Source organism: Prosthecobacter sp. (genome assembly GCF_014879935.1).
In the GTDB taxonomy this organism is placed as follows: Bacteria; Verrucomicrobiota; Verrucomicrobiia; order Verrucomicrobiales; family Verrucomicrobiaceae; genus Prosthecobacter.
The window spans coordinates 34,999-59,143 of sequence record NZ_JACSRD010000137.1; the positions used below are offsets into that span (position 1 = coordinate 34,999).

The 24,145-nt window shown below is 61.2% G+C and carries 15 protein-coding genes; 10 read left to right on the forward strand and 5 right to left on the reverse strand.

Annotated elements, in window-relative coordinates:
* Nucleotides 1-2 precede the first annotated feature (2 nt).
* The 3 genes from IAE77_RS11670 to IAE77_RS11680 are packed head-to-tail and all read right to left on the reverse strand — an operon-like array spanning nt 3 to nt 4,647.
* The gene (locus IAE77_RS11670) at nt 3-3,212 is read right to left on the reverse strand and encodes a LamG-like jellyroll fold domain-containing protein (protein ID WP_294226485.1); all 3,210 of its coding nucleotides are present in this window, start codon (nt 3,210-3,212) and stop codon (nt 3-5) included.
* A 53-nt stretch (nt 3,213-3,265) separates the two neighbouring features.
* Nucleotides 3,266-4,306: a 16S rRNA (cytosine(1402)-N(4))-methyltransferase RsmH gene (rsmH, locus tag IAE77_RS11675; RefSeq protein ID WP_294226488.1), complete on the reverse strand. Its 1,041-nt coding sequence runs from the start codon at nt 4,304-4,306 to the stop codon at nt 3,266-3,268.
* Nucleotides 4,303-4,647 (reverse strand): nucleotide pyrophosphohydrolase, encoded by a 345-nt coding sequence (locus tag IAE77_RS11680; RefSeq protein WP_294226491.1) that lies wholly within the window; start codon nt 4,645-4,647, stop codon nt 4,303-4,305. Before IAE77_RS11680 ends, rsmH begins: the two co-directional genes overlap by 4 nt.
* Nucleotides 4,648-4,748: 101 nt before the next feature.
* Here IAE77_RS11680 and IAE77_RS11685 point away from each other — a divergent pair, with 101 nt between their 5' ends.
* The 4 genes from IAE77_RS11685 (at nt 4,749) to IAE77_RS11700 (ending at nt 11,269) form a co-directional block, all read left to right on the forward strand.
* Nucleotides 4,749-7,289, forward strand: a complete 2,541-nt coding sequence (locus tag IAE77_RS11685; protein WP_294226494.1) for a GYF domain-containing protein — start codon at nt 4,749-4,751, stop codon at nt 7,287-7,289.
* A 115-nt stretch (nt 7,290-7,404) separates the two neighbouring features.
* Complete coding sequence (locus tag IAE77_RS11690) at nt 7,405-9,969, forward strand: alpha/beta fold hydrolase (RefSeq protein WP_294226497.1); 2,565 nt, start codon at nt 7,405-7,407, stop codon at nt 9,967-9,969.
* 80 nt (nt 9,970-10,049) lie between these two features.
* Nucleotides 10,050-10,457, forward strand: a complete 408-nt coding sequence (locus tag IAE77_RS11695; RefSeq protein WP_294226500.1) for a c-type cytochrome domain-containing protein — start codon at nt 10,050-10,052, stop codon at nt 10,455-10,457.
* A 56-nt stretch (nt 10,458-10,513) separates the two neighbouring features.
* Nucleotides 10,514-11,269: a hypothetical protein gene (locus tag IAE77_RS11700; RefSeq protein WP_294226504.1), complete on the forward strand. Its 756-nt coding sequence runs from the start codon at nt 10,514-10,516 to the stop codon at nt 11,267-11,269.
* A 6-nt stretch (nt 11,270-11,275) separates the two neighbouring features.
* Here IAE77_RS11700 and rlmB read toward each other — a convergent pair whose 3' ends face one another.
* On the reverse strand, nt 11,276-11,854 hold the full coding sequence (rlmB, locus tag IAE77_RS11705) for a 23S rRNA (guanosine(2251)-2'-O)-methyltransferase RlmB (RefSeq protein ID WP_294226509.1): 579 nt from the start codon (nt 11,852-11,854) through the stop codon (nt 11,276-11,278).
* 93 nt (nt 11,855-11,947) lie between these two features.
* Here rlmB and IAE77_RS11710 point away from each other — a divergent pair, with 93 nt between their 5' ends.
* Complete coding sequence (locus tag IAE77_RS11710; protein ID WP_294226512.1) at nt 11,948-12,604, forward strand: ElyC/SanA/YdcF family protein; 657 nt, start codon at nt 11,948-11,950, stop codon at nt 12,602-12,604.
* Nucleotides 12,605-12,675: 71 nt separating this feature from the next.
* Here IAE77_RS11710 and IAE77_RS11715 read toward each other — a convergent pair whose 3' ends face one another.
* The gene (locus IAE77_RS11715; protein WP_294226515.1) at nt 12,676-15,024 is read right to left on the reverse strand and encodes a PSD1 and planctomycete cytochrome C domain-containing protein; all 2,349 of its coding nucleotides are present in this window, start codon (nt 15,022-15,024) and stop codon (nt 12,676-12,678) included.
* A gap of 149 nt (nt 15,025-15,173) precedes the next feature.
* On the opposite strand from IAE77_RS11715, the gene IAE77_RS11720 reads away from it, so the two are divergent.
* The 5 genes from IAE77_RS11720 to IAE77_RS11740 all read left to right on the forward strand — a co-directional run bounded on the left by IAE77_RS11720 (nt 15,174) and on the right by IAE77_RS11740 (nt 24,138).
* Nucleotides 15,174-15,854, forward strand: coding sequence for a hypothetical protein (locus IAE77_RS11720; RefSeq protein ID WP_294226517.1), 681 nt, complete (start codon nt 15,174-15,176; stop codon nt 15,852-15,854).
* 17 nt (nt 15,855-15,871) lie between these two features.
* Nucleotides 15,872-17,356, forward strand: coding sequence for a DNA polymerase Y family protein (locus IAE77_RS11725; protein ID WP_294226520.1), 1,485 nt, complete (start codon nt 15,872-15,874; stop codon nt 17,354-17,356).
* A 4-nt stretch (nt 17,357-17,360) separates the two neighbouring features.
* On the forward strand, nt 17,361-20,465 hold the full coding sequence (locus IAE77_RS11730; protein ID WP_294226523.1) for an error-prone DNA polymerase: 3,105 nt from the start codon (nt 17,361-17,363) through the stop codon (nt 20,463-20,465).
* 141 nt (nt 20,466-20,606) lie between these two features.
* On the forward strand, nt 20,607-22,028 hold the full coding sequence (locus IAE77_RS11735; RefSeq protein ID WP_294226526.1) for a hypothetical protein: 1,422 nt from the start codon (nt 20,607-20,609) through the stop codon (nt 22,026-22,028).
* Between the two features lie 7 nt (nt 22,029-22,035).
* A complete protein-coding gene (locus IAE77_RS11740; protein WP_294226528.1) occupies nt 22,036-24,138 on the forward strand; it encodes a DUF1549 and DUF1553 domain-containing protein in 2,103 nt (700 codons plus the stop codon).
* The last annotated feature ends 7 nt before the right edge of the window (nt 24,139-24,145 follow it).

Below are 24,145 nucleotides of genomic sequence, written 5' to 3' on the forward strand. Positions count from 1 at the left end.
ACTTACCGGCTCACGTGAAGCCACTTCACGGCCTCCATGCCACTGGCGAGCTCTTTCACGCGGATCTCCCACGTTCCAGGCTCCTCATTCGGAGCGATGTCGAGGGACAGTTGCACGAGGCCATTCTCCGCCGCGTAGAACCCGGTGCCTTCGGTCGTCCTGCCACTCGCATCGCGGATGTCCACCCGCATGGGTATCACCGCCTTTGTTGGTGCTTCCTGAGTCGTTGTGATGCCAGCGCTGATTTTGACCTGGTTGCCGACCGTCGCCGTTCCCGGCACTTCGAGCTTCATTCCGAGGAGCGGCTTTGAGGTGATCATGAAGATCCGGCCGTCGCAGGGCCCCAGTTCGACCGGCCAGTTCAGCACTCCGTCGTCCCCCCGTTTCGGAACGATGAACTGAGTGCCCGTCAGCTCATACACGTTTGCAGACTCGCCCTTCACACTCACCACCCCCTTGGATGGCCGGCCGTTTTCCATCACCAAGCCATGCTGGCCCACGTAGCTGCCGTATTCGCGTTGGTCGTTCACGACGAAGACATAGGTCGCATCGCCAAACTTCCGGGTGCGAACGATGATCTCGGGATTGTCGCACGTCGCCTTCTGCGGCAGTCCGAATCCGCCGAGCGTCTTGGCCAGTTCCAGCACCTTGCCCTTGTCCTCGGCCGCCTTTTTTTCGCGTTTGAAGCTTTGAATGGTGAAGTCGGCCTTCAAACCCGGGCACAGGAACTCATCCGCGACGATCTTGCCGCCCTTCTTCTGCCAGTCGGCGATGCGGGCGACGACAGACTTCGTCAGCACATCGCAATACGGCATGACCAGCACCTTGCGGCCGCTCAGACCGCTCTTCGTGAGCAAGGTCTCCTCATAAAGAATGTCCGTCTGCACGTGCGCATGCTGCAGGGCCAGCCAAACGTCCGCCTCCCAGCCGTTGTTCGAGCCGTAACCGCCGCGCCGCGCGAACATCTGCGAAGTGAAGCTCTCCAGGAACGCCACCTCGCTGCGTTCGTCAGGAATCGCCATCAGCGTCGGCCCAAGCGGCTCGATCACGTCATGAATGAGCTGTTTCAAAACCGGTGCGGTATTTGGATTCGTGAAACGATAACCGCCCGGGCTGTCCGTCTGCACCAGCGACTGCCAGCCGTGATACATGATTCCCTGGATCGGTCGTGCGATCTTCGTCCACAGCGCTTCCTTCAGATGCATTGGCGCAATCGTGATGTAAGCGGCCTCAGGATCGTGGTCCTCCCACGCCACGACTTCACCCGGCGCCTTGCTGCCCATCGGTGCCGTTTGTGAGCGATACCAGATGAGCTGTGTCATCTTCATCACACGCTGGCGTTTGCCGCTCGCCTCGCTCATCGCGAAGAGCTGGTCGGCACACATGCCGATCTTCTGCGGATCGGGATAGGTATAGGTCCAGTGCGAGATCACATCCACACCACCGCCCGCGCCGCTGATGCTCGGCTGCCGCACCGCCGGATCGAAGAACGTCCACACCCGGCTCGCCGTGCTCTTGATGCCGCGATGGAGCGACGTGTGCAGGTTGTTCCAGCCGTCACCCACCGTCCAGAACCAGCGCAGGTATTTCAAAATGGGATGATCATCCGCAATGACACGATCCGCCGGGAAATCCTTCAACTTCGTCCAGTCCACGCCCCCCTTCGTCGCGATCTCGGCAGGAATGTCCGCATTGGCAAACTTCCTGTAAGCCTCCACATCGACCGGGTTGAAGCTCACCTGGCTGCTATCGCGCACCTCCGTGTCGATCAGCGTCGTCGTGAACGCGGGATGATCACCATACGCCTTCCCCACGCTCATGCCCACCACTTGGAAAAACGACGCGAAATCCGGCAGCGACGCGCAGATGTCCTGACGCGTGTAAGGCTTCCCGTCACGTCCGACACGCAGGTTCTTCGCGTCCGACTCGAGAAACCGGCTCGGTGACAGGCTGGCGACGACTTCGAGGCCGTTCGCGAGCGCCTCATCGAGCATCGAGCGATTCTTCGCGATGACTTCCGGCTTTGCAGGCGGCGAAACTTTCTTTTGCTGCCACATCTCGCCGTAGTCCGCGCCGAGCCCGATGAAATGTGTGAAGCCGATGTCCTTCAGCCGCGCGATCTCGCTGCCGCTCGCTCCCCACATGATCACAGGCATGCGCACCGGCATGCGCGGCACGATTTTCAACGCCGCATTCTGCTCCGTCGCATAGCCGCCGCTTTCAAAACGAGCGCGCAGGTCGTAGTCGCCCGCCTTCAGCGCCGTGTTCAGCGTGTATCGCGCTGTGAAAGCTTTTCCTGCTGCCAAATCGGGCACGATGAAGCTCTCCGTCTTGCCGCCGAGGCTCACCTTCAGCGCCGCACCCTTCATCGTCTCGCGTTTCAGGTTCGTCACGACGATGTCGATTGGCTTCGCCGTCTCCATGCGACGCCAAACCGACCTCGTCGCCGCGATCTGCATCGCCACGCGCTCGAAGCTCAGCACACCCTCGCAGATGCGCACCTCGTCGATGAAGCCTGGAAACCCGCCGTAGTTGCTGCCCAGCCGGTCACCGATGCTCAGCGCCTTCACGCCTGGCGTCACCGCTCCAAAGCCCGCCAGCTTCCCGCCGCCGAGCGCCACGCCGTCGCGATAAAACTTCCCCTCACCCGCGCCATCATACGTGAAGGCCACATGCTGCCACTCCTCACCCATCTTGAACGGCAGCGAATAAATCTGCTTCGACTCCGCACCGAAACCCAGCGTCACAAACATCCGCCGCATGCCGCCTTTGTCCGCCTCGCCGATCTGCCACTGGTAGTCCGTGTGATCAACATACTTCTTGTCGAGCAGGAAGCAGCGCAGCTCCGGTTTGAACTCCGCCTTCGCCCTGATCCACATCTCCAGCGTGAACGCCCCTTTCGGCGACAGCTTCGGCTTCGCCGCCGTCACCGCTCCATGCCGCTTGTCCTGCACCGGAAACCCCGGAAACGCTTCCAGCCCGCCATCGAATTTGCCCTTCGAGCTCAACACCGCGCCTTGCAGCGTCAGATCGTTCCCCTTGCCCGAAGCATCCTTCAAAGCCGCCTCACCATCGAACTTCCAATACCCCAGCACATGCGCGCCCGTGGCATCTTCCTTCGAATAACCCCTCTCCCAGGTCTCCTGAAGCGCAAACGCGGACAACGGCAGACACAAAACACCAAGGAGAATAAGTCGGGACGGTTGAAACATGGCTCACCAATACGAAGCCGGGCGACGGATTCGCTCAGCGAAGCCGAGCTGAACTACGTCTTCACCGCCCAACGCAGCTTCGCTGGTGCAGCGCGTGGATTGTCACGTGTTTCTTGAGGTGAAGAGCGGATCACCTCGTCGTTCGTCGCGCTGAACACGCCACCTCGCAAACCATCACGAAAAAGGTGCTTCACACGGCGGTCTTCGCCGGAGTGGAAGGTCAAAATGGCCACGCGAGCACCGGGGCGCAGACAATTCGGCAGTTGATGCAGAAACGTGTCGAGCGCGGTGAATTCCTCGTTCACGGCGATGCGCAGGGCCTGGAAGACCCGGCGCACGGTGGCCTCGCGTTCTTCGTCATCGACGCGATGCGGCAGGGCGCGACGCACGGCCTCGGTCAATGAGCGCGTTGTCGCATGATCCGTTCCAGCGAGTGCCTCCGCGAGCAATGCAGCGTGACGTTCGTCGGCATTTTCTTCGAAGATCGTCTTCAGCTTGGCGGCGGAGAGCTTTTGCAGCAGGTCGCTGGCGGAGACGCCACGCTGAGGATTCATGCGCATGTCGAGCGGGCCGTCGTGTTTGAAGCTGAAACCGCGGGCGGGATTGTCGAACTGCATCGAGGAGCAGCCGAGATCGGCCAGCAAGACGTCCACGCCATCACTCCAGCCGAGTTCAGCAAGCGCTCTTGGCAAGCCAGCGAAGTTCATGCGCTTCACGACGAGCGCGGACTCCTCGCAGCCACCAGCACGCAGTCGCGCCTCGGTCCGGACGATCTCGATGGGATCTTGATCGAGCGCGAGCAGCGTGCCGCCCGGTTGCACCGCTTTCAGCAACGCACTGGCGTGGCCGCCATAGCCGAGCGTGCAATCCACGGCACGTTCACCGGGCTGCGGGGCGAGGATTTGCATGATTTCCGGCAAAAGGATCGGCACATGCTGCCCCGCAGGCGTTTTGCCGGACGCGCGCACCTTTGCGATGGTCTCGGCGTAGCGCTCGGGATTCAGCTCCTTGTATTTATCCTCAAAACGACGCGGGTTCTTGCCCGAGTAGCGCGGACGACGGCGATGCGGCGTTGGAGTTTCCGCTTCGCTCACAGTTCGTTGTATTTGGCGTTGGAACCGCGTGCCTTCGCCACGGGATAGCGCTTCTCATTGCGCTCGATCTTGTCCAGCATCGCCTGGCCGAGATCGACGCCGAGATTGCTGGCCAGTTCAAACAGCAGGATGCCCACATCGGCCATCTCGTCCTTCAACTCCGGCATTTTGTCCTTCACGCGCTGCTCGATCTGCCCCGGCTGCTGCCAGACAAAGTGCTGCAGCAACTCCCCCGCCTCGGCGGTGATGGCGACGGCCATTTCCTTCGGATTGTGAAACTGCATCCAGTCCCGGGCGTCGCGAAACGCGCAGATGCGTTGGGTGATGTGTTCGATGGTCATGCCGCATCATGCGACGCAATTCTTAGAGGGCAACGATTTGCAGACAGGCGGCGTGGTCCTTGACAGGAAAAATCCAGGAGACGTGAGTACTGTTCAGCATCATGGAGCCCATTGCTTATTACATCGTCCACCATGCCCAACAGGCAGGCCCCTTTACGCAAGAGCAGTTGCAGGAGATGGTGGCCACGGGAACAATCACGCGCGATCAGGCTGGCTGGCGGATGGGCATGAATGAATGGAGACCACTGGGCGAATTGCTCCCAACAATTGTCCCCAGAACCCAGAAACCGAACTTGCAGCCTGCGCCTCCAGTGGTCATGCCAGAGCGGACCGAAGTCAGAAAGAAATCAAGGACGTGGCTTTGGGTGACACTGACGGTGCTTGTGTTTCTATTTGGCGCAGGTGCGCTGATTGTCCATGCCATGAGGGCCGTCATCAAGAGAGGCACAGCGGATCTGGCCTTTGTTCCACTGCAGGAGGAACGCAGGGAGCATGAGATCAAGTGGAAGAACAACGGGCCAAAATCCATCGGCCCAACTGACCAGCCGGACGGCAGGAACTTCCAGTTGGTGAGCTATGATTCACCAGCAGGAAAACTTTCAGCGTATCTGACACCAGACCCGAAAGACAGCAAAAGACACCCTGCCATTGTCTGGGCGCATAGCTCTTCTGGAGGTATCGACGATTCTTGCTGGCTGCCCACGGAAGACGGATACAATCTGTCGGCGCGCGCTTTTCGTGAGAAGGGGATTGTCATGATGTGTCCCTCATGGCGGGGCGAAAACGAGAATCCAGGTCGAATCGAGCTGCTCTATGGCGAGGTGGACGATCTGCTGGCCGCCATCGAACATGTCAAAAGGCTTCCTTATGTGGACCCTGCACAGGTTTACATCGGCGGACACAACGTGGGAGGAACGCTCGTGCTGCTGGCAGCATGCGCCTCAGACCAGTTCCGCGCGGCATTCTCGTTCGGAGGCATGGTGGACGGAGCTGCAATGCTGCGGAAATCGAAGCACGCCGAGCTGCCTTTCGTCCGCGAATCAGAACGTGATCTCGAATTGCGCAGCCCTTTGCGTTATGCGGCCTTCATCCGAAGGCCCGTGTTCTACTTCGAGGCCGTCAACTCCTTCGAGCACACTGCAGTCCGGCAGATGGAGCGTCGTGCACGGCCTCATTTTCAAGCATTTGTGATGCCTGGAACTCATTTCGACATTGTTCACCCGACGACACAATTGATTGCGGAAAAGATCGCAGCCGGTTCGGAACTCCATTTCACCAACGAGGAGCTGATCCGAAGCCATCGACTGGCCGACTACAACGATCAAAAAGCTCTTCTGGCCAGCCCGATCCATGATGACCACGGCCTTTCCGGGGTATTGGCGAAAGCAGTGCCTGGAAACACAAGCTTCCTCACCTTCAGCGATGTCAAGATCCTCGAAAACGCGCTGATCACATTCCATGAAAAGAAGGACTTGCGACCGGAGACGATGGTCATGATGGGCAAGATGGCAGCTCTCCGGCAAAGAATCAATGACGCGCAGGTCATCCGGTCATTCGACGTCAATGTGCCCCATTGGCTCTCCAAGCTGGCGCTCATGCGGCTCCAACTTCCTGCGGAGATAACTCAAGAAGAAGAAAACAGCATGTTCAACATCATGCTGGCCGTTGCAGGCACACCCGAAGGCATCGCTGCGGATCTGGTTGCCGAACTTGCAGTCAGAGGTCTTGGACCAGACGCAAAGCTCGAATGGGTCCGGTTGTTCACCATCTATGACGTCAGGCATTCGCAAACTGGACGCTTTCTCAACGCATTTGCCGGCAGTCCGCCTGGAGGCCCTGTCGGAGAGGCGTTACTCACACACATCAATCATTTGATTTCACAGGGCTGGGAGGGTGCCAATCCCTACAATTCAGCGCAAGGATCAGGCGTTCTACGAAGTTGGGTGGAGGACAGAAATCCGAATGAGCTTGTCCGAGCCTGCATCGCAGTACAGATGGCGGCCTTCCTTGATGCTGCGCTCCGTGAAGAGCTGCTTCAGCTTGCACTCAAGCACCCCAACAAAGCGGTCCACGTGCAGGCAGCGTGGTCAGACGTCAAAAGTGGCGGCACTTGGGGTGTGAAAGCGCTCAAAAACGCCTGCTTGGACATCGAGGTGTCAACATCGGCCCAAAATTGCCTGAGATCTTTGCTGCTCGAAGACGAAATACCAGAAACAGCCTCCAACCCCGACAACATCGCCAAGTCCACCCTCTCGCAAATGCTGGCACAACCCGGCCAGCTCGGGACCCAGCCTTTGAGCATTGAAGTTTATGATCAGAGGAATCTGTTCTGGCCGCCAGCCAAGGAGCGGCTCGACATCTGGCTCATCAAATTCACCTTCAAGGCCAGGGATCGTGACGAGATCATGACAAGCTACGCTTGCTACTCAAAGAACACACTGTGGTGGTCCTTGCAGGGAGATCTCAAGCCGGCCTCACCCCAGGAACTCTACCTGCATCTTTGCACCGAGGACCTGGCGTCCAGAGCGCGCAGAGCAGGCACTCCGCTCACGATGATAGATGCCAGGAGAAAGGCACTGATGGCACTGCGTGAAAACAATCCAGCTTTCTTTGATTCCGTGCGCGTCTCTGCGAAACCTTGAGTTACCCTCTGATCATCTGCACAGAAATCAGATGGCTGCCTTCTGGCAAGGCATCAGCCCTCCCGAAGAACGTGTCTCGAATAAGACGCGGCCATAGCAAACTCACATCCCATTCATGGAACCCATCCCATACCACATCATTCATCAGGGACAGCAGGCCGGGCCGTTCACGATGGAGCAGCTGCAGCAGATGCTGGCAGCCGGGCAGGTCACGCCGGATCACATGGTGTGGAAGCCGGGACTGGCGGAGTGGCAGCCACTGAAACGATTTCTTCCACCGCCGCTGCCACCAATCCCCTCCGTTCCAGCACGGCCGGCCATGCCCGCCCAGGCACCGGTGCTGACCGTCCCTGTGGCAGCCAAGCCGAAGAAGAAGTCGATGGCCTGGCTGTGGGTCACGCTGGCCCTGCTGTTCATGATCGTGGGAATCGGCGTCGTGGCTGCTTTCCTGGTGAAAGACGTGATGAAGGAAGGCACGGATGAGCTGGCTTTCCGGCCGCTGTTTGAGGAACGGCAGAACCACTTCCCCCAGTGGCGGGAGTCGAGTTTCGAAGCGGCGGGCCCGGCTGATGTGCCGGACGGCAAGATCTTTGAACTGATCCGTTATCAAAGCCCAGGCGGCAAAATGGCCGCCTATCTGACGCCGGATCCGAAGGACGGGCAGAGGCATCCGGCGATCGTGTGGGCGCATGGCGGATTCGGCGGCATCGGCAGCTATTTCTGGGAACCGGCAGGCAAACGCAACGACCAGTCGGCCCGTGCCTTCCGCGAAAAGGGCATCGTGATGATGTGCCCGTCGTGGCGTGGCGAGAACGACAATCCCGGCCGCTTCGAGCTGTTCTACAACGAGCTCCGGGACTTCCTCTCAGCCATCGATCACGTGAAAAGGCTGCCCTATGTCGATCCGCAGCGGGTGTACATCGGCGGACACAGCACTGGCGGCACGATGACGCTGCTGGCGGCTGTCTCCTCAGACCAGTTCCGCGCGGCGTTCTCCTTTGGCGGCATGATCGATGGCGTGCAGACGCTGGGCGATGGCGAAGGCTACGGCAACACGCCCTACGATCCGAACTCAAACATCGACCACCGCCTGCGCAGCCCGATGCGCTACGCCAGCTTCATCCGCAGGCCCACCTTCTACTTTGAAGGCGGCGAGTATTACGACGAGGGCTCGGCGGGATTGATGCAACTGCGTGCGCTGACGCACTTCGAGTCGTTCCACCTGCCGGGCGATCATTTCGACATCCTGCATCCAATCACGCATCTGATCGCGGAGAAGATCATCCAGGACACAGGTGCGCAGTGCAACATCCGCTTCACCGAGTCCGAGCTGCGACAGCGCTACAACGCGGCCTTCGCGACGAGCCTGGCCACTGAGCTCAATCGCTGGAGCCAACATGGAGGGAGCCTGGCCGAGGCCTTGAAGAAGGCCGATCCCGACGATGCCGTGCCACGGACCGAGACGGACATGATCGCGCTCAACCGCGCCGCGGAGCAGATCGTGAAGAAGAATGACCTCTCAGCCGGAGCCGCCGCCAGCATCGCCACCCTGGCGGCGATGCGTGACGAGATCGAGGACGAGAAGCTTATCGGATACTTCGACACCTTTGCGATGAAACCGCTGGTCGTATGGGCACAGGCGCGGCTGAAGCACCCTGGCCCCTTCAGCAAGGAAGAGGCTGAATCCTATTTCGAGACGCTGGCCGCCCTGGCGACCTGTGAGAAAGTGGAGGCGGCCGATCTGGTCATCTCAGCCGTCAGAAGCGGAAGGCTGCCGGACACCTATCAGTGGAACAGCGTGTTCAGGACCTATGACGAGGAACATCCGCACACGGAGCATCTCATGGCGACTTTCGCGGAGAACCCGCCCGTGACTTTCGCAGGCGTGCTGCTGCTGGACAGCGTGAACCAGCTCTTTCTCGACGACTGGGACGGAACGAATCCTTTCAACTCACCGCAAGGCGTCGCCGCGCTCAAGAACTGGCTGGAGAGCAGGAACCCTGACTACTACAGCCACGCGCACAGTGCCGCCCTTGGAACAGCGTTCATCGATGAAAAACTCCGTGCGGAAGTGCTGCCGCTCGCTCTTCAACATCCCGATCTGGCCGTCCGGATGGAAGGTGCATGGGCGGATGTGAAGAACGGCGGCTCTCAGGGGCTCACGCTTCTCAAACAAACCTGTCTCGAGTTGCACCAGTCCGATCGTGCGCAGGGTTACCTGAAGGAGTTGAAGCATGAGCAGGACATCCCGCCGGAGGCGCTGGAGCCGGCTTTTGCCGCGCAGGCCGTGATGTCACGCTGGCTGCAGCATCCGAACGAGCTGGGGGACGTTCCCAAGAGCATCGAGATCTTCGATCACAAGAAGCTCTTCTGGCCGCCTGCCGGCGAGGAGCGTGAGATGTGGCTCATCAAATTCACCTACCAGTTCAAAGACGATGCCGCGCCAAAGACCGGCTACGGCTGCGTGGGCAGCATGACCTGGTCCTCGTTCGAGGAATACCCGACGCCGCCGAAGCCGGAGGAGCTGTACCTGCACCACTGCGCACTGGAGATGGAGCGTGACGAGAAACGCAGCGAACAGGCCGCCAAGGCCGAGGATGCGAATGCGCGGGCGCTGAATGCATTGAAAAAGGGCAATCCTGGCGTGTTTGACTCGCTCGCTGTTCCCCCGAAACCCTGAAGGGCGGCCAAAATCGGCCCAGCCTCACGCAACGCATGCAAAGACGTGCAAGACTTCCGCGTTGAGCATTTCACCACACCATGAAACGCACAGCCATCCTCCTCGCCGTACTTGGACTTGTCCCCGCCGCTCTTCATGCCGCCGAGGATCCTCCCGTCGATTTCGTGAAGCAGGTCAAGCCGATCCTCGCTGACCGCTGCGTGGAGTGTCACAACTCCGAGACGATCTTCGGGGAACTGAACCTGCAGAACCGGGAACTCGCCTTCCGCAAACGCAAGACGAGTCCGGCAATCGTGGCCGGATCACCCGAGAAGAGCATGCTCTATCTGGCGCTGACCTTGCCGCCAAAGGACAAGAAGGCCATGCCAGCCACCGGCCACCGCATTCCAAAGGATGAGGTGAACACCATCCGCCAGTGGATCGCAGAAGGCGCGAAGTGGCCGGAAGGCAAGGACGGCGCGATCTCCGTCAAGCATCCCAAACCGTAAGTCAGGCGATTCTCTGAAACGAAGCTTGTGACGCAGGGTTCATGGCGCACCACGTCATGAACCCTTTTCACATCCCCCAAAGCCGTCGCGCCTTGCTGCGCAGCCTGCTGCTGACCACCGGCGGCATCATCACGGGCGACCTTTATGCCGAGGCGCTCACTCTCACGCCGCGTGCGACCGAAGGGCCGTATTACCCCGATCATCTGCCGCTCGATCAGGACAACGACCTCACACAAATCCTCGGCGGCAAAGCACCTGCTGGAGGCGTGGTGACGGAGTTTGGTGGTCGTTTGCTCAACGCGGACGGCAAACCGCTCTCCGGTCACATCGTCGAGCTCTGGCAGGCGGATGTGAACGGCTGCTACATCCACAGCAATGGCACGCAACGTGGCAAGGAGCGTGATCCGAACTTCCAGGGCTTCGGGAAGATCGAGACCAATGCGAAAGGCGAGTATCGCTTCCGCACGATCAAGCCGGGCCTCTACACCGGACGCACGATCCACTGGCACATCGCTGTCAAAAAAGGCGACCAGCGCTTCCTCACCACGCAGCTTTTCATCGCTGGCGTGCCGCAGAATGATCGCGATGGCATCTTGCGTGGCATGGGCTCGGAACAGCAGCGTCTGTCGGTCATTCGCGAGTTCAAACCGATGAGCAAGGACAGCCAGGAGCTCGTCGGCACCTGGGACATCGTGCTCGGCATGACTCCAGAGGAGCCAGAACAGCGCCGCAGTCCAGGAGGCCGGCCTCCGCGACGTCGTGCCGCCGGTCAGGACATCAAGGACCTGCTCTTTGGCCCGCCGCCGTTTTGATGGCTGTCACTTCTTTGCCATCCGCTGCCGCACGCACTCGAACAGGCACACGCCGGTCGCGACGCTCACATTCAAACACTCGACTTTGCCGGCCATAGGAATCTTCACGAGAAAATCGCAGTGCTCTCCGGTCAGGCGGCGCATCCCGGGGCCTTCCGCGCCCATGACGATGCCGATGCCGCCTTTCAGATCGAGATCGTAGAGGCTCTGCGTGGCTTCATCGGCCGTGCCCACAAGCCAGACGCCGAGTTCCTTCAGCTTGTCCATGGCACGGGCGAGGTTCGTCACCCGCACCAGCGGGATGTTTTCCGCACCACCGCAGGCCACGCGGATGACCGTCTCGCTGATCGGCGCGGATTTGTCCTTCGGCATCACGACCATCGCCACGCCCGCAGCGTCCGCAGTGCGCAGGCAGGCGCCGAGATTGTGGGGGTCCTGCACGCAATCGAGGATGAGCACCAGCGGGTCTTTTTTGTCCTCGAGGAGCGTGGCGAGATCGCTCTCGTCGTAGGTGCGCACGTTGCCATCGCTCCTGGCGTGGCGGTTTTGGCGGGCGATGGGCTGGTCGTGTCGGTTCGGGCGCATGAAAAGGGCCTGACATTGGCTGCGGAACCGCGTTTGGCAAAATCTTCGCGCAGCCAGCTTGCGATCTGTGTGAACTGACGGGAGACGTTTGCCATGGAAGCCGTTTTGAAACGCTGGTGCCTGCGATTCGCCGTCGTGCTGGGCGCAGTTGTGGTCATGCTGATCTGCGGGAGCGAGTGGCGGATCGCGAACCTGGCGAAGGAACGCTGCCTGGATGACGTGAACGCACTTCCAGAAGCGCCTGCGGCCGTGGTCCTGGGCGCTTCGCCCACCCTGGCCGATGGCCGGGCGAATCTGTTCTTTCTCCCACGCCTGGAGGCCGCGGCGGCGCTGTTCAATGCGGGCAAGGTGAAGGCGCTCATCGTCAGCGGTGACAATGGATCGCGGCAATACGATGAACCGACCGAGATGAAGCGCCTTCTGGTGCACCTGGGCGTTCCAGAAACGAAGATCGTGTGCGATTACGCCGGCTTTCGCACGCTGGACTCGATCGTGCGCGCCAGGGAGGTCTTCGGCCAGCCACGCTTCATCGTTGTTTCACAACGCTTTCACAATCAGCGGGCTGTTTACCTTGCGAAAGCGTTCGGGATCGACGCTTGGGGCCTCAACGCAAAGGACGTGCCCGTGGCATTGTCCTGGAAGACATTTCTGCGTGAAAAACTGGCCTGCGTGAAGGCCGTGCTCGATGTGAACGTGCTTCATACACAGCCAAAGTTCCTCGGCGAAAAGGTGGCGGTGCCGGTGGAGTGAGATGAAATGCGGCCGCGTTCTGGCAGTCAGCGGCCCTCCGCCGCTTTCGCGGCCGGCATGTCGTGAGGATGTCATAACCGCAGCAAAAACTCGTTCGAGGCGAGGAGGGCGTGGGTGAGTTCGATCCAGGCTTTGTCGGCGGGGAGCGATTCGAGGAAGGCATTCGCCTCATCGCGCTCGGTGCTGGTGATGGGACGGCTGAGGATGCGGAGCCAGAGGGCTTCGAGGCGTGCGCCGGGGTTCGGTTCGGCCTGCGTGACGAGTTTGGCGATGTCGGTGGCGCGGGCACGGACGAGGTCGCTGTTGATGAGGAAGAGCGATTGCGTGGGCACGGCCGTTTCGGCGCGTTTTCCGGCGATCTGCGCGGGCTGGGTGAAGTCGAAGACATCGCGCAGGCGTGCGGAGCCAGGTTGAGCGGCGGTGCGGATGACGGGCTGGTAGATCGTGCGCTCGAACTCCTGAATGGGGCGCGTCTTTTTAAAACTGAACGCGGGAGGGTTCACCGCGCCGGGATTGAGGCTGCTGACATTCTCCGGAAACTCGAGTGGGAGCGCTGTGCCGCCGCTGGAGGGCATCAAACGGCCGCTGATGGCGAGCATGGCGTCGCGGATGGCCTCGGCATCCAAGCGCGGGCGGTTCATGCGTGTCAGGAGGCGGTTTTCGTCGGACTTGTCAGACAAGTCGGACCGGTCGGACGCTTGCCGGTAAGTTCGAGAAAGCACGAGTTCACGAATGAGGCGCTTTTGCGACCAGCCGTGCTTCATGAACTGCGCGGCGAGATGATCGAGGAGTTCGGGGTGCGTGGGTTTTTCGCCGCGGGTGCCGAAGTAGTCCACGGTGCGCACGAGGCCTTCGCCGAAGAGTTTTTGCCAGATGCGGTTCACGGTGACGCGAGCGGTGAGAGGATTGCGCGAGTCGGTGAGCCACTCGGCGAGTTGGACGCGGCCGCTTTGATTTGGCGGGATCGGCGGAAAATCGGCCCAGTTCGCGACGCGGAGTGTGCCGCGTTTCACGGGTTCGCCGAGCGCATACGGGTTTCCGCGGATGGTGATGCGCATGTCGGCTGGTTTTTCGACATCGTGCACGGCGAAGGCCTTCGGCGTGTTGGGCGCGAAAAACTTCGCGTGCTCGATTTGGGCCTTCAGAGCCTTCGTATCGGCTTTTTCGGCCGTTTTGGCCTTCAAATCGGCTTCAAGAGCTTGGAGGCGTGATTCGTGATGGGTGAGCTGTTTTTCGCGGGCGGCCTTCTGCGCGGGTGTTTCGGGCAGATCGGCCTTGTGGACGCTGCTCCACACGCCGTTGTCGGTTTTGTAGGTGCTGCTGGTGCTGCGGAACATGCCCGCGAGCGCGTAGTAGTCCGTCTGCGCGATGGGATCGAATTTGTGATCGTGACAGCGCACGCAGCCGAGCGTCATCCCGAGGAAGGCGGTGCCGATTTTGCTGACCTGCTGATCGACGAGGTCATGCTCCATCTTCAATTTATCCACGGCGACGATTTCGACGTCGCCGAGCACGAGAAAGCCGGTGGCGGTGATGCTGTCCGCCGTCGGAGCGATGAGGTCTCCGGCAATTTGTTCGCGGATGAACTGATCGAAAGGTTTGTCGCTGTTGAAGGCGCGGATGACGTAGTCGCGATAACGCCATGCATGCTCGGCGAAGACGTTGTTCGAGGTGCCGATCTGGTCCGCGTAGCCGGTGAGGTCGAGCCAGTGACGCGCCCAGCGTTCTCCGAAGGACGGGCTGTTGAGTAGTTTGTCCACGATGCGTGTTTGCGCTTCGGACGGATCGGACTTGTCGGACAGATCCGACATGAAGGCGGTGATTTCCTCCGGCGTGGGCGGTAAGCCGGTGAGATCGAGATAGACGCGGCGCAGCCAGGTGTGTGCTTCGGCATCCGGCGCGGGTGCGAGGCCGGCGGATTCTTGTTTGGCCAAAATGAAGCGATCGATGTCATTCACGGGCCAGTTCGTGTTTTTGACCGCAGGTGGCTGTGAATCGCGCACGGGCTGGAAGGCCCAAAACTGCTTTCCGGCTTCGATGTTGATGCCGGTCGCTTTCACGACAGCGCCTGAGCGTGGGTCTGGCGCGCCCATCGACACCCACTTTTCGAGCACTGCGATCTCGTTGGCGGCGAGTTTGCCTTTCGGCGGCATCTCCATGTCCGGATTCGTGTAGCGAACGGCTTCGACGAGGAGGCTTTTCGAGACGTTCCCGGGTGTGATGGCCGCGCCGTGATCACCGCCGGTTTGCCAGCCGGATTTCGAATCGAGTGCGAGTCCGCCTTTGATCTTGGATTCGTGCGAATGGCAATCGTAGCAGCGCTGCTGAAGGATGGGCAGCACCTTCGATTCAAAGAACGCCGTGCCATCCTCCGCATGAGCGGAGACGGCGAGCAACAGGCATGCAACGAGGCGTTTCACGGGCAGGAGACGTTTCGGGACCTCCTGCTGTTGCTCGTGCGCTGATTTTATTCGCCCGTGGGGAGCATTTGACGCCGGTCGGGCGGTTGGGACGACATGGCTCAAATGCTAAACTTGCCACATCGTGGTTGGGACTGTAGATTGTTCACGTGAACAGCATCGACTCACCGCTGAACATCATCGCTTTCAGGGACTTTCTGAAGGCGCGTTTTCCAGAGGCGCATGCCGATTTGCCTGCGTGCGATGCTCCAGCGGCCGCTGCGACCAAGGTTTCGTGCGTGGAGGCGCTGGGCTTGCGCAAAGGGGCCATCACGGAGGTCGTCGCTGCCACTGGCAGTTGTGGCGGAGGGGTGTTGATCGCCGGTCTGCTGGAAAGGGAGGACACGTGCCGGGAACTGACGGCCTTGGTGGACGGGTCGGATGCGTTCGATCCCTGGAGCCTCGCTGCGGCTGCGCTGGAGAAAATGCTGTGGGTGCGCTGCCGTGAGCCCGCGCAGGCGATTCGCGCCTGCGACCTCCTGCTGCGCGATGGGAACATCCCACTGATCGTGCTGGATCTGCAATCGCACCCGGCACGTGCCGTGCAGGGGCTGCCATCGAGCGTGTGGCACCGCCTGCGCATGCTGGCGGAGAAAAGCGGCGTGTGCCTGTGCGTCTTCACACCTGTGCGTGCGGTGAGTTGTGCGCAGACGCGCGTGCTGCTGCAGCATCGCTGGAACCTGATGGATCAATATGAGGAACGCTCCGTATTGCTGAGTGCGCTGCCGGTGCGGATGGACCGCCAGCGCCCACGAGTGGTGATGCCGGAAGGGCTCAAGGCCACGGCTTGAGGAGGAGGTGATGTGTCATGTTCGCGGCGCTCTGGCTTCCACGGTTTCAACTGCAGGCGGTGCTGCGTGCACAGCCGATGAAGCAGAAGAAACCGCTGGTGGTGCTGCTGGATGAGACATCCGCCGGTTCGCGTGACAAGGAACGCATCCTGCACGCGAGCGAAGCGGCGGAGCATCAGGGCATTCACGCGGGCATGACTGCATCCCAGGCACAGGCACGGTGCTCGGCGCTGCTCTTTTTGCATCGTGATGCCGTGAAAGAGGCGGAGGCCCAGCGTGACCTGCTGCAGTGCGCCTCCGAGTGGACTCCTGACCACGAAGCCACGCTGCCTGGCTGCTGTGTGCTGGATCTGCGACGGCGGCGTGAGGCAGCAGGTCGGGAAGAGGCGAACGGCCTCAAAATATGCGAGCAGCTGCGGCAACGGCAGCTCGATGCGCGTGTGGGCTTCGCTACGAACGCGGATCTGGCCATGCTGGCCGCGCAAGCGGCACGACCGGTGATCGTTTTGCGTCATGAAGACGACGAGGCCCGCTTTCTCCATGAACTGCCCGTTTCAGTGCTGCGTCCTTCCGCGGACGTGCAGGAGGTGCTGGCACTGTGGGGTGTGCGAACGCTGGGTGGCCTGATCAAACTGCCGCGCGCGGATGTCACCGCACGACTCGGACGTGAAGGTCGTCTTTTATGGGACATGGCCACGGGAGGACGCCAGCGGCTGCTGAAGCTCGTGCGGCCGGCGGTGGATTTTCATGAGGAGATGGACCTGGAGCATCCGGTCGAGTGCCTGGAGCCGCTGCTTTTCATCCTGCGCCGGCTGTTGCAGGGGCTGTGCGAACGGCTGGCGGATGTCTGGCTCGTCGCCGCGTCGCTCCTGCTGACGTTGCGATTTGAGGACAAGACGGAGCATCATCGCGAACTGCACGTGGCGGAGCCTGTGCGGGATGTGGAGCTGCTGTTTCGGGTGTTGCATGTGCATCTCGACGGCCTCAGCGCCGCGGCTCCCATTGCATTCGTGGCACTGGCGGTCAGGCCGGTGCGTCCCGCTGGCAGCCAGGGCCAGCTTTTCGAGCGTGCGCTGCGTGATCCGAACCGCTTCGCGGAAACGCTGACGCAACTGGAAGCGCTGCTCGGTGCGGGATGCGTGGGGCGGGCCTGCCTGCTGCCCAGCCGCCGCACGGATGCATTCCAGATCGTCGGCTTCAGCGAACCGATGTCCGACACATCAAACATCATCCACAAACCCGCTGGCATGCCGCTGCGCCGGCGGCGGCCGTCACCCACGGTCGAAGTGAGAATGGTTCAAGGCAGGCCGGGAGAGTTTCGCCAAGGAAGAGTGCATCACATCATCGCCCATGCAGAAGGGCCATGGCTTTTGTCAGGCGACTGGTGGGACGCGAACACGCGTTGGGACAAGGAAGTGTGGGCCGTGCAGACTGATGATGGCACGATCCATCAGCTCGCGCGGCAAAACGGTGTCTGGCTGCTGGAGGGCACCCTGGGATAGCGTCATGGCCTTCGCGGAACTCCATGCTCGCAGCGCTTTCAGCTTCCTTCGCGGCGCATCATCGCCGGAGGAGATGGTCACACGTGCGGCGGAGCTCGGCATGAGCCACCTCGCCCTCCTGGACCGCGATGGCGTGTATGGTTCCGCGCGTGCCCATCACAAGGCGCAGGAACTCGGTCTGCGGGCCATCGTCGGAGCCGAACTGACAATGAACGATGGCAGCGCACAACCGGTGCTGGTGGCCACACGCACCGGTTATCAAAATCTCTGCCAGCTCCTCACGATGGCAAAGCTGCGTGCGCCGAAAGGCCAGAGCCGCATCGAGTGGCATGAGCTGGAGTCCTTTGCCGAAGGCCTCATCGCACTCAGCGGCGATGAGGATTCGCCTTTGCACCGTGCGCTGGCCGGTGATCCTGCCTCCGCTCCGGAAGTGATGGAAAAACTCACCCGCCTTTTCGGAAAGGAGCGCGTGTTCGTCGAATTGCAGCGGCATCGCGTGCGTGGCGAGGCACGACGCAACCGGCAGCTCATCGAACTGGCCGAACGCAGCGGCCTGCACCTCGTCGCCAGCAACGGGCCGGGTTACGCGAGACGTGAAGGCCGCCTGTTGCAGGATGCGTTCACCGCTTTGCGGAACCACACAAGCCTGGATGGCGCCGGATTGCTGCTGGCGGCGAATTCCCAGCGTCATCTGAAGGGTCGTGAGCAGATGAGCGGCCTTTTCGCGGACATGCCACAGTTGATCGACAACACCCAGCGCGTGGTCGATCTCATCGACTTCTCACTGGAGAATCTCGGCTACGAGTTTCCCTGCCAGGTGCCCGAAGGACGCGATCCCGAGTCGTTTTTGCGTGAACGGACCTTCGCGGGTGCTCGCGAACGCTATCCAAAGCTGACTTCGGAGATCAAAAACCAGCTCGAGCACGAGTTGCGCATCATCAGCAAGCTCGGCTTCTGCGGCTACTTCCTCATCATCCAGGACATCGTTCGTTTTGCCCGGGACAACGGCATCCTCGTGCAAGGACGCGGCAGCGCGGCGAACAGCGCGGTCTGCTACGCACTCGGCATCACGGCGTTCGATCCCATCGCCGGCATCAAGGGCAGGCTGTTGTTCGAGCGCTTTCTCAGCGAGGGCCACAAGAGCTGGCCGGACATCGATCTCGATCTGCCGAGCGGCGATCAACGCGAACGCGTCATCCAGGAGATGTATCGTCGCTTTGCCCCACACGGTGCTGCCATGACGGCGAATGTGATCACCTATCGCGGCCGCAGCGCGATCCGGGAGATGGGAAAGGCCCTCAGCCTTTCCGAAGATGTGATCGCCCGCTTCAGCGACCTGTATCCCCACGGCGACTACCAGCACACGCTGGAGCTGAATGAGCAATTGAGACGTGCCGGACTGCCGGACGAGCATCCGCGCATGGCCTCGCTCGTGCGGCTGTATCGCCTCGCCTACGGGCTGCCGCGGCATCTCGGCCAGCACAGCGGCGGCATGGTGCTATGCACGGCCGGACTGCACAAAATCGTGCCTCTGGAACCTGCGTCGATGCCCGGACGCGTCGTGGTGCAGTGGGACAAGGACGACTGCGAGGACCTAGGCATCATCAAAGTCGATCTGCTCGGTCTCGGCATGATGGCGGCCATTGAGGACACGCTAAAGATGTGCGCGGCACGCGGACGCCCGGTGGACATCACCCGCATCCCGAAGGACGACCCCGCCACGTATGAAATGATGCAGCAGGCGGACACGATCGGTGTCTTCCAGATCGAAAGCAGGGCGCAGATGGCCACGCTGCCGCGCATGAAGCCGAAGGAGTTTTACGATGTGGTGGTCGAAGTGGCCATCATCCGTCCCGGACCCATTGTCGGCAATCTGGTGCATCCTTATCTCAGGCGGCGTGGCCTGCCCGGGCCGCATGAGTGCATCCATCCCATGTTTGAGGACATCCTGCAGCGGACTTTGGGCGTGCCGTTGTTCCAGGAGCAGGTGCTGCAGATGGCCATGCGCATCGCTGATTTCGATGGCAGCGAGGCCAACGAGCTGCGCCGTGCCATCAGCTTTCATCGTTCCGATGAGCGCATGAAAAAGGTGATGAAGAAGCTGCGCGACCGCATGGAGGCCAAAAATGTGGAGAAGGAGGTGCAGGACCGCGTGGAGCAATCCATCCGCTCCTTCGCCTTGTATGGTTTCCCGGAGTCGCATGCCATCAGCTTCGCCCTGCTCGCGTATGCCAGTGTGTGGTTCAAGGTGCACCGTCCGGTCGAGTTCTACGCCGCGCTGCTCAACAACCAGCCCATGGGTTTCTACTCCCGCGCCACGCTCGTGCGCGATGCCAAGGCACGTGGCATCAAGGTGCGGCCCGCATGCATCGTGCACTCAGAGCTGAACTGCACGGTGGAGGCGGACGATGTCCTGCGTCTGGGTTTGAATCAGTTGAACGGCGTCAGCCGCCATTCGCTGCGGCGCATCCTGGCGGAGCGCAAGCAGCGACCCTGGCGCGATCTCGATGACTTTCTGCTGCGTTGCTCGTTGCCGAAGGATGAACGCCGTGTTTTCGCCAGTTCGGGAGTGCTGAATGCGCTCGGGCATCATCGTCGCAGCGCCCTGTGGCGTGTGGAGGAAGCGCGGGAGGCAGACCTGTTCTCCCATGGCGGCATATCTGGCAATTCTGACGGAAAATCCGCGCTGGAGCCGATGTCTCCCACCGAACGTCTGGAGGCCGATTATCACACGCAAAGCCTCACCACCGGCCCGCATCCGATGGCCTACATGCGCGGCCGGATTTCACAGGTGTGCCGTGCCAGCGATCTCAAAAGCATGCGCCACGGCCAGCCTGTCTCGATCTCCGGGCAGGTCATCTGCCGTCAGCGGCCCGGCACCGCGAATGGGCACGTTTTCATCAGCCTCGAGGACGAAACCGGCATCTCCAACGCCTTCGTTCATTCAGAGTTGTTCGAGAGGCTGAGGCTCGTCATCACCCAGGAGCCGTTTCTGCTCATCAAAGGCACCTTGCAGAACGTCGAAAACGTCATCTCCGTCTATGCGCTCGACATCGAGGCGCTGAACTTCAGCGCGGTCATCGGCTCGCACTCCCATGACTTCCATTGACGGCGGTTCGAGACGTGAACCACCTCGACCGCCATTCAACTCCGTGCGCACGATGGCCTTGGCATCGCATCGGGTGATGGGTTGCCTGAGGACATGACAAAGCCCGTGACAAAAAGCCGGCGCGGCCGCTGTATTGACCGCATGCGCACGCTCGCCCTTCTCTTCTTCACTGCTGTTTTCTCCCTGCATGCCGCCGACGCGCCGCTGCGTGCGGGCGCGGCCACATCGAACATCACGCCGGAGCTCGGCGGTGAAGTCGTCGGCGGTTTCGCCCCCTTCCCTTGCACGCACATTCACGATGAACTGCATGCGCGATGCCTTGTGCTGGATGACGGGAAAACAAAGCTGGCGCTGGTGGTGTGCGATCTGCTGGGCCTGCATCGCAGCGTGTCGCTGAAGGCCCGCGAGTTCATCGAGGCGGAAACTGGCATCCCGGCGGCGAACGTGCTGATCTCCGGCACGCACACGCATTCCGCCGTCAATGCGCTCGGCGGACCGGTGCGCGGCTATTTTTCGGACTTTGAACTCACGGATTACCAGAAGTTCGTCGCGCGACGCATCGCGGACGGGGTGCGGCGCGCGGCAAACCTGCTGCGTCCGGCGGAGATCGCGTTTGGCACCGTGGACGTACCGGAGCATGTGCACATCCGCCGTTGGTTTCTCAAAGAAGGCTCCATGCCGCCGAATCCCTTCGGGAAGATCGATAAGGTGAAGATGAATCCCGGCGCGGGCAATCCAGCGCTCGTCGAGCCGGCTGGCGAACCTGATCCCACGATCAGCATCATCGCGCTACGCGAGCCCGGCGGACGCATGATCTCGGTGTATTCGGCTTACTCGCTGCATTACGTCGGCGGCGTGAATGGCGCCGACATTTCGGCCGACTACTACGGCTACTACTGCGAGGCTTTGAAGCAACTGCAGACCGGTGGTGGCGAGTACCCGCCGTTTGTCGCGATGATGGCCAACGGCACCAGCGGCGATGCGAACAACGTCAACTTCCGCACGCCGCAGCCGCGCAAAAAGCCGTATGAGCAGATGCGCTACGTCGCCGAGGACGTCGCGGCGAAGGTGCACGCGACTTTGCAGAATCTGAAATGGCAAAGCGAGGCACTGCTGGCCTCACGCTATCGCGAACTCGATGTGAAATGGCGCAGCATCCCGGCTGAACTCATCGCATGGGCCAAGGAAACTGAGGCCAAGGCTCCGCGCATCCAGGGCGGCAAGGCGGATCTGCCGCTGGCCTATGCCGGACGCGTGCAACGCCTCGCCCAAGCGAGCCCGGAGACCAAATTCCCCGCGCAGATCCTGCGCATCGGCGACATCTGCATCGGTTCATCGCCCTGCGAGACCTTTGCGGAGACCGGCGTCGAATTCCGCAAGCGCAGTCCTTTTGCGAAGTCCTTCATGGTCGAGCTGGCGCACGGTTACTACGGCTACATGCCCACACCGCGTCACTTTGAGCTCGGCGGCTACGAAACGTGGCCCGGCACGAACAACACGGAGTCGCAGGCCTCCGTGAAACTCATGAATGCGCTGCTGGAAATGGCCGCGGAGGTAAAATGAGCCCGTCATGAGCCTTCGCACCTTGGTTTTCATTTTGGCACTCGCGGGAACTTCCGCGATAGCCGCTGGATTGAGCCTGGAGGAAGGCCGGAAGCTCTGGAGCCTCCAACCACCTCAAATCGTGCCCGGTGCGAGCATCGACAGTCTCGTGGAGGCGAAGCTGGCGGAGAAAAAGCTCAAGCCAAACGCGCCTGCGAGTCGGGCGGCGCTCGTGCGCAGGCTTTACTTGGATTTGACCGGGCTGCCGCCGTCTGACTTGTCGGACCGGTCGGACCTTTCCGACGTTGTTGATACGTTGTTGAAGAGTCCGCACTTCGGCGAGCGCTGGGGGCGGCACTGGCTGGACATTGCACGCTATGCGGACAGCAACGGGCGCGACCGCAATGTCATGAACTACCACGCGTGGCGTTATCGCGACTATGTCATCGCGTCGTTCAATGCGGACAAGCCATACGATGTGTTCGTCCAAGAGCAGATCGCGGGCGATTTGATGCCGGCGAAGGACAACGCGCAGCGAGATGAGCGACTCACGGCCACGGCCTTCCTGGCGCTGGGCGCGAAGGCCTTTGAGGAGCTGAAGCAGGATCTGTTTCACATGGATGTCGTCGATGAGCAGATCGACGTCATCGGGCGTGGGGTGCTTGGCTTGTCGGTGGCGTGTGCGCGGTGTCACGATCACAAATTCGATCCCATTCCCATGGCCGACTACTACGCCATCGCGGGCATTTTGCGCAGCACGCAGCCGCTTTACGGTCACGGGCCGCGTGGCATCAAGACGACGATGTTTCACCACACCGAGTTTCACGCGCTCGGTGGTGAGGCGGGGCAAAAGCTTGCTCCGGCTGCGCTCGCTTACTTCACGAAGCTGGATGCCGACATGCTCGCCATGCACACAGCGCGCAGCGATCGCTATCGCTATCGCATCCAGAAGCGTCTGCCGGAGGCGAAGCGTGCAGTCGAATCGGCCACGGGAGAGGCCAAAGCGAAGGCAGACGCCGATTTAAAGGCCATGGAGGCCGAGATCGCCGAGTGGAACGTCACAATCAAAAAACTCGAAGACGACGTGGAGGCGCTCAAAGACGTCGCGCCGCCGCAACCGGCCTGGACGATGGGCGCACGTGATCGCGAGGCCATTTCGGACTGCCGCATCCACCTTCGCGGTGAAACGACGAGTCTCGGTGACACGGTGCCGCGCGGCTTTTTGCAGGTGATCTCGATTCCCAGTGCCAAACCGCCTGCGAAGACGCAAAGCGGCCGTCTGGAACTCGCGCAGTGGCTCACGCATCGCGACAATCCGCTCACCGCCCGCGTGATGGTGAACCGCGTGTGGCAGAAGCTCTTTGGTCGGGCCTTGGTGACCACGCCGGATGATTTTGGCGTGAACGGCGCGAAGCCGAGCCATCCCGAGTTGCTCGATTACCTCGCGGTGCGCTTCATGCAGCAGGGTTGGAGTGTGAAGAAGCTCATTCGCGAGATCGTGCTGAGTAGGGCTTATCAACGAAGCACGGATCGTTCGGAGAACGCGACGCTGAGCGATCCGGACAATGTTTGGCTCTGGCGCATGGCACCGCGTCCGGTCGAGGTGGAGGTGCTGCGCGACTCAATTCTCGCGCTAAGCGGCCAGTTGGACCCGTATCCGCCGCAGCGGCAGTTTCTCGACCGTTTTCATCCGCAGAAGGACGCGGAGCTTTTCACCTTCAAGCCCTTCCTGACGGTCGAGGCCATCGTGGATCATCATCGCAGTGTGTACCTACCCGTGGTGCGAGGCACGCTGCCGGAAATGTTCCCGCTCTTCAACTTCGCACCACCCGAGCGGCCCGTGGCGCAGCGCGAGGAGAGCCTCGTGCCCGCGCAGTCGCTCTTTTTGATGAACAACGCCTGGGTGCTGGAGCAGGCGCGCCACGCCGCCACGCGTCTGCTCAGTGACACGAGCCTCACCGACGACACGCAGCGCCTGCGCAGGCTTTACGAGCGTGCTTTCTCACGCCCTCCGACGGCTGCGGAGCAAACTCGTGCGCTCGCGTATTTGAAAACCGGCGGCCCCGAGACCGCCTGGACCAGTCTTTGCCAAACCATTATCGCCAGCGCGGAGTTTCGCGTTGTGAGATAAACAACTC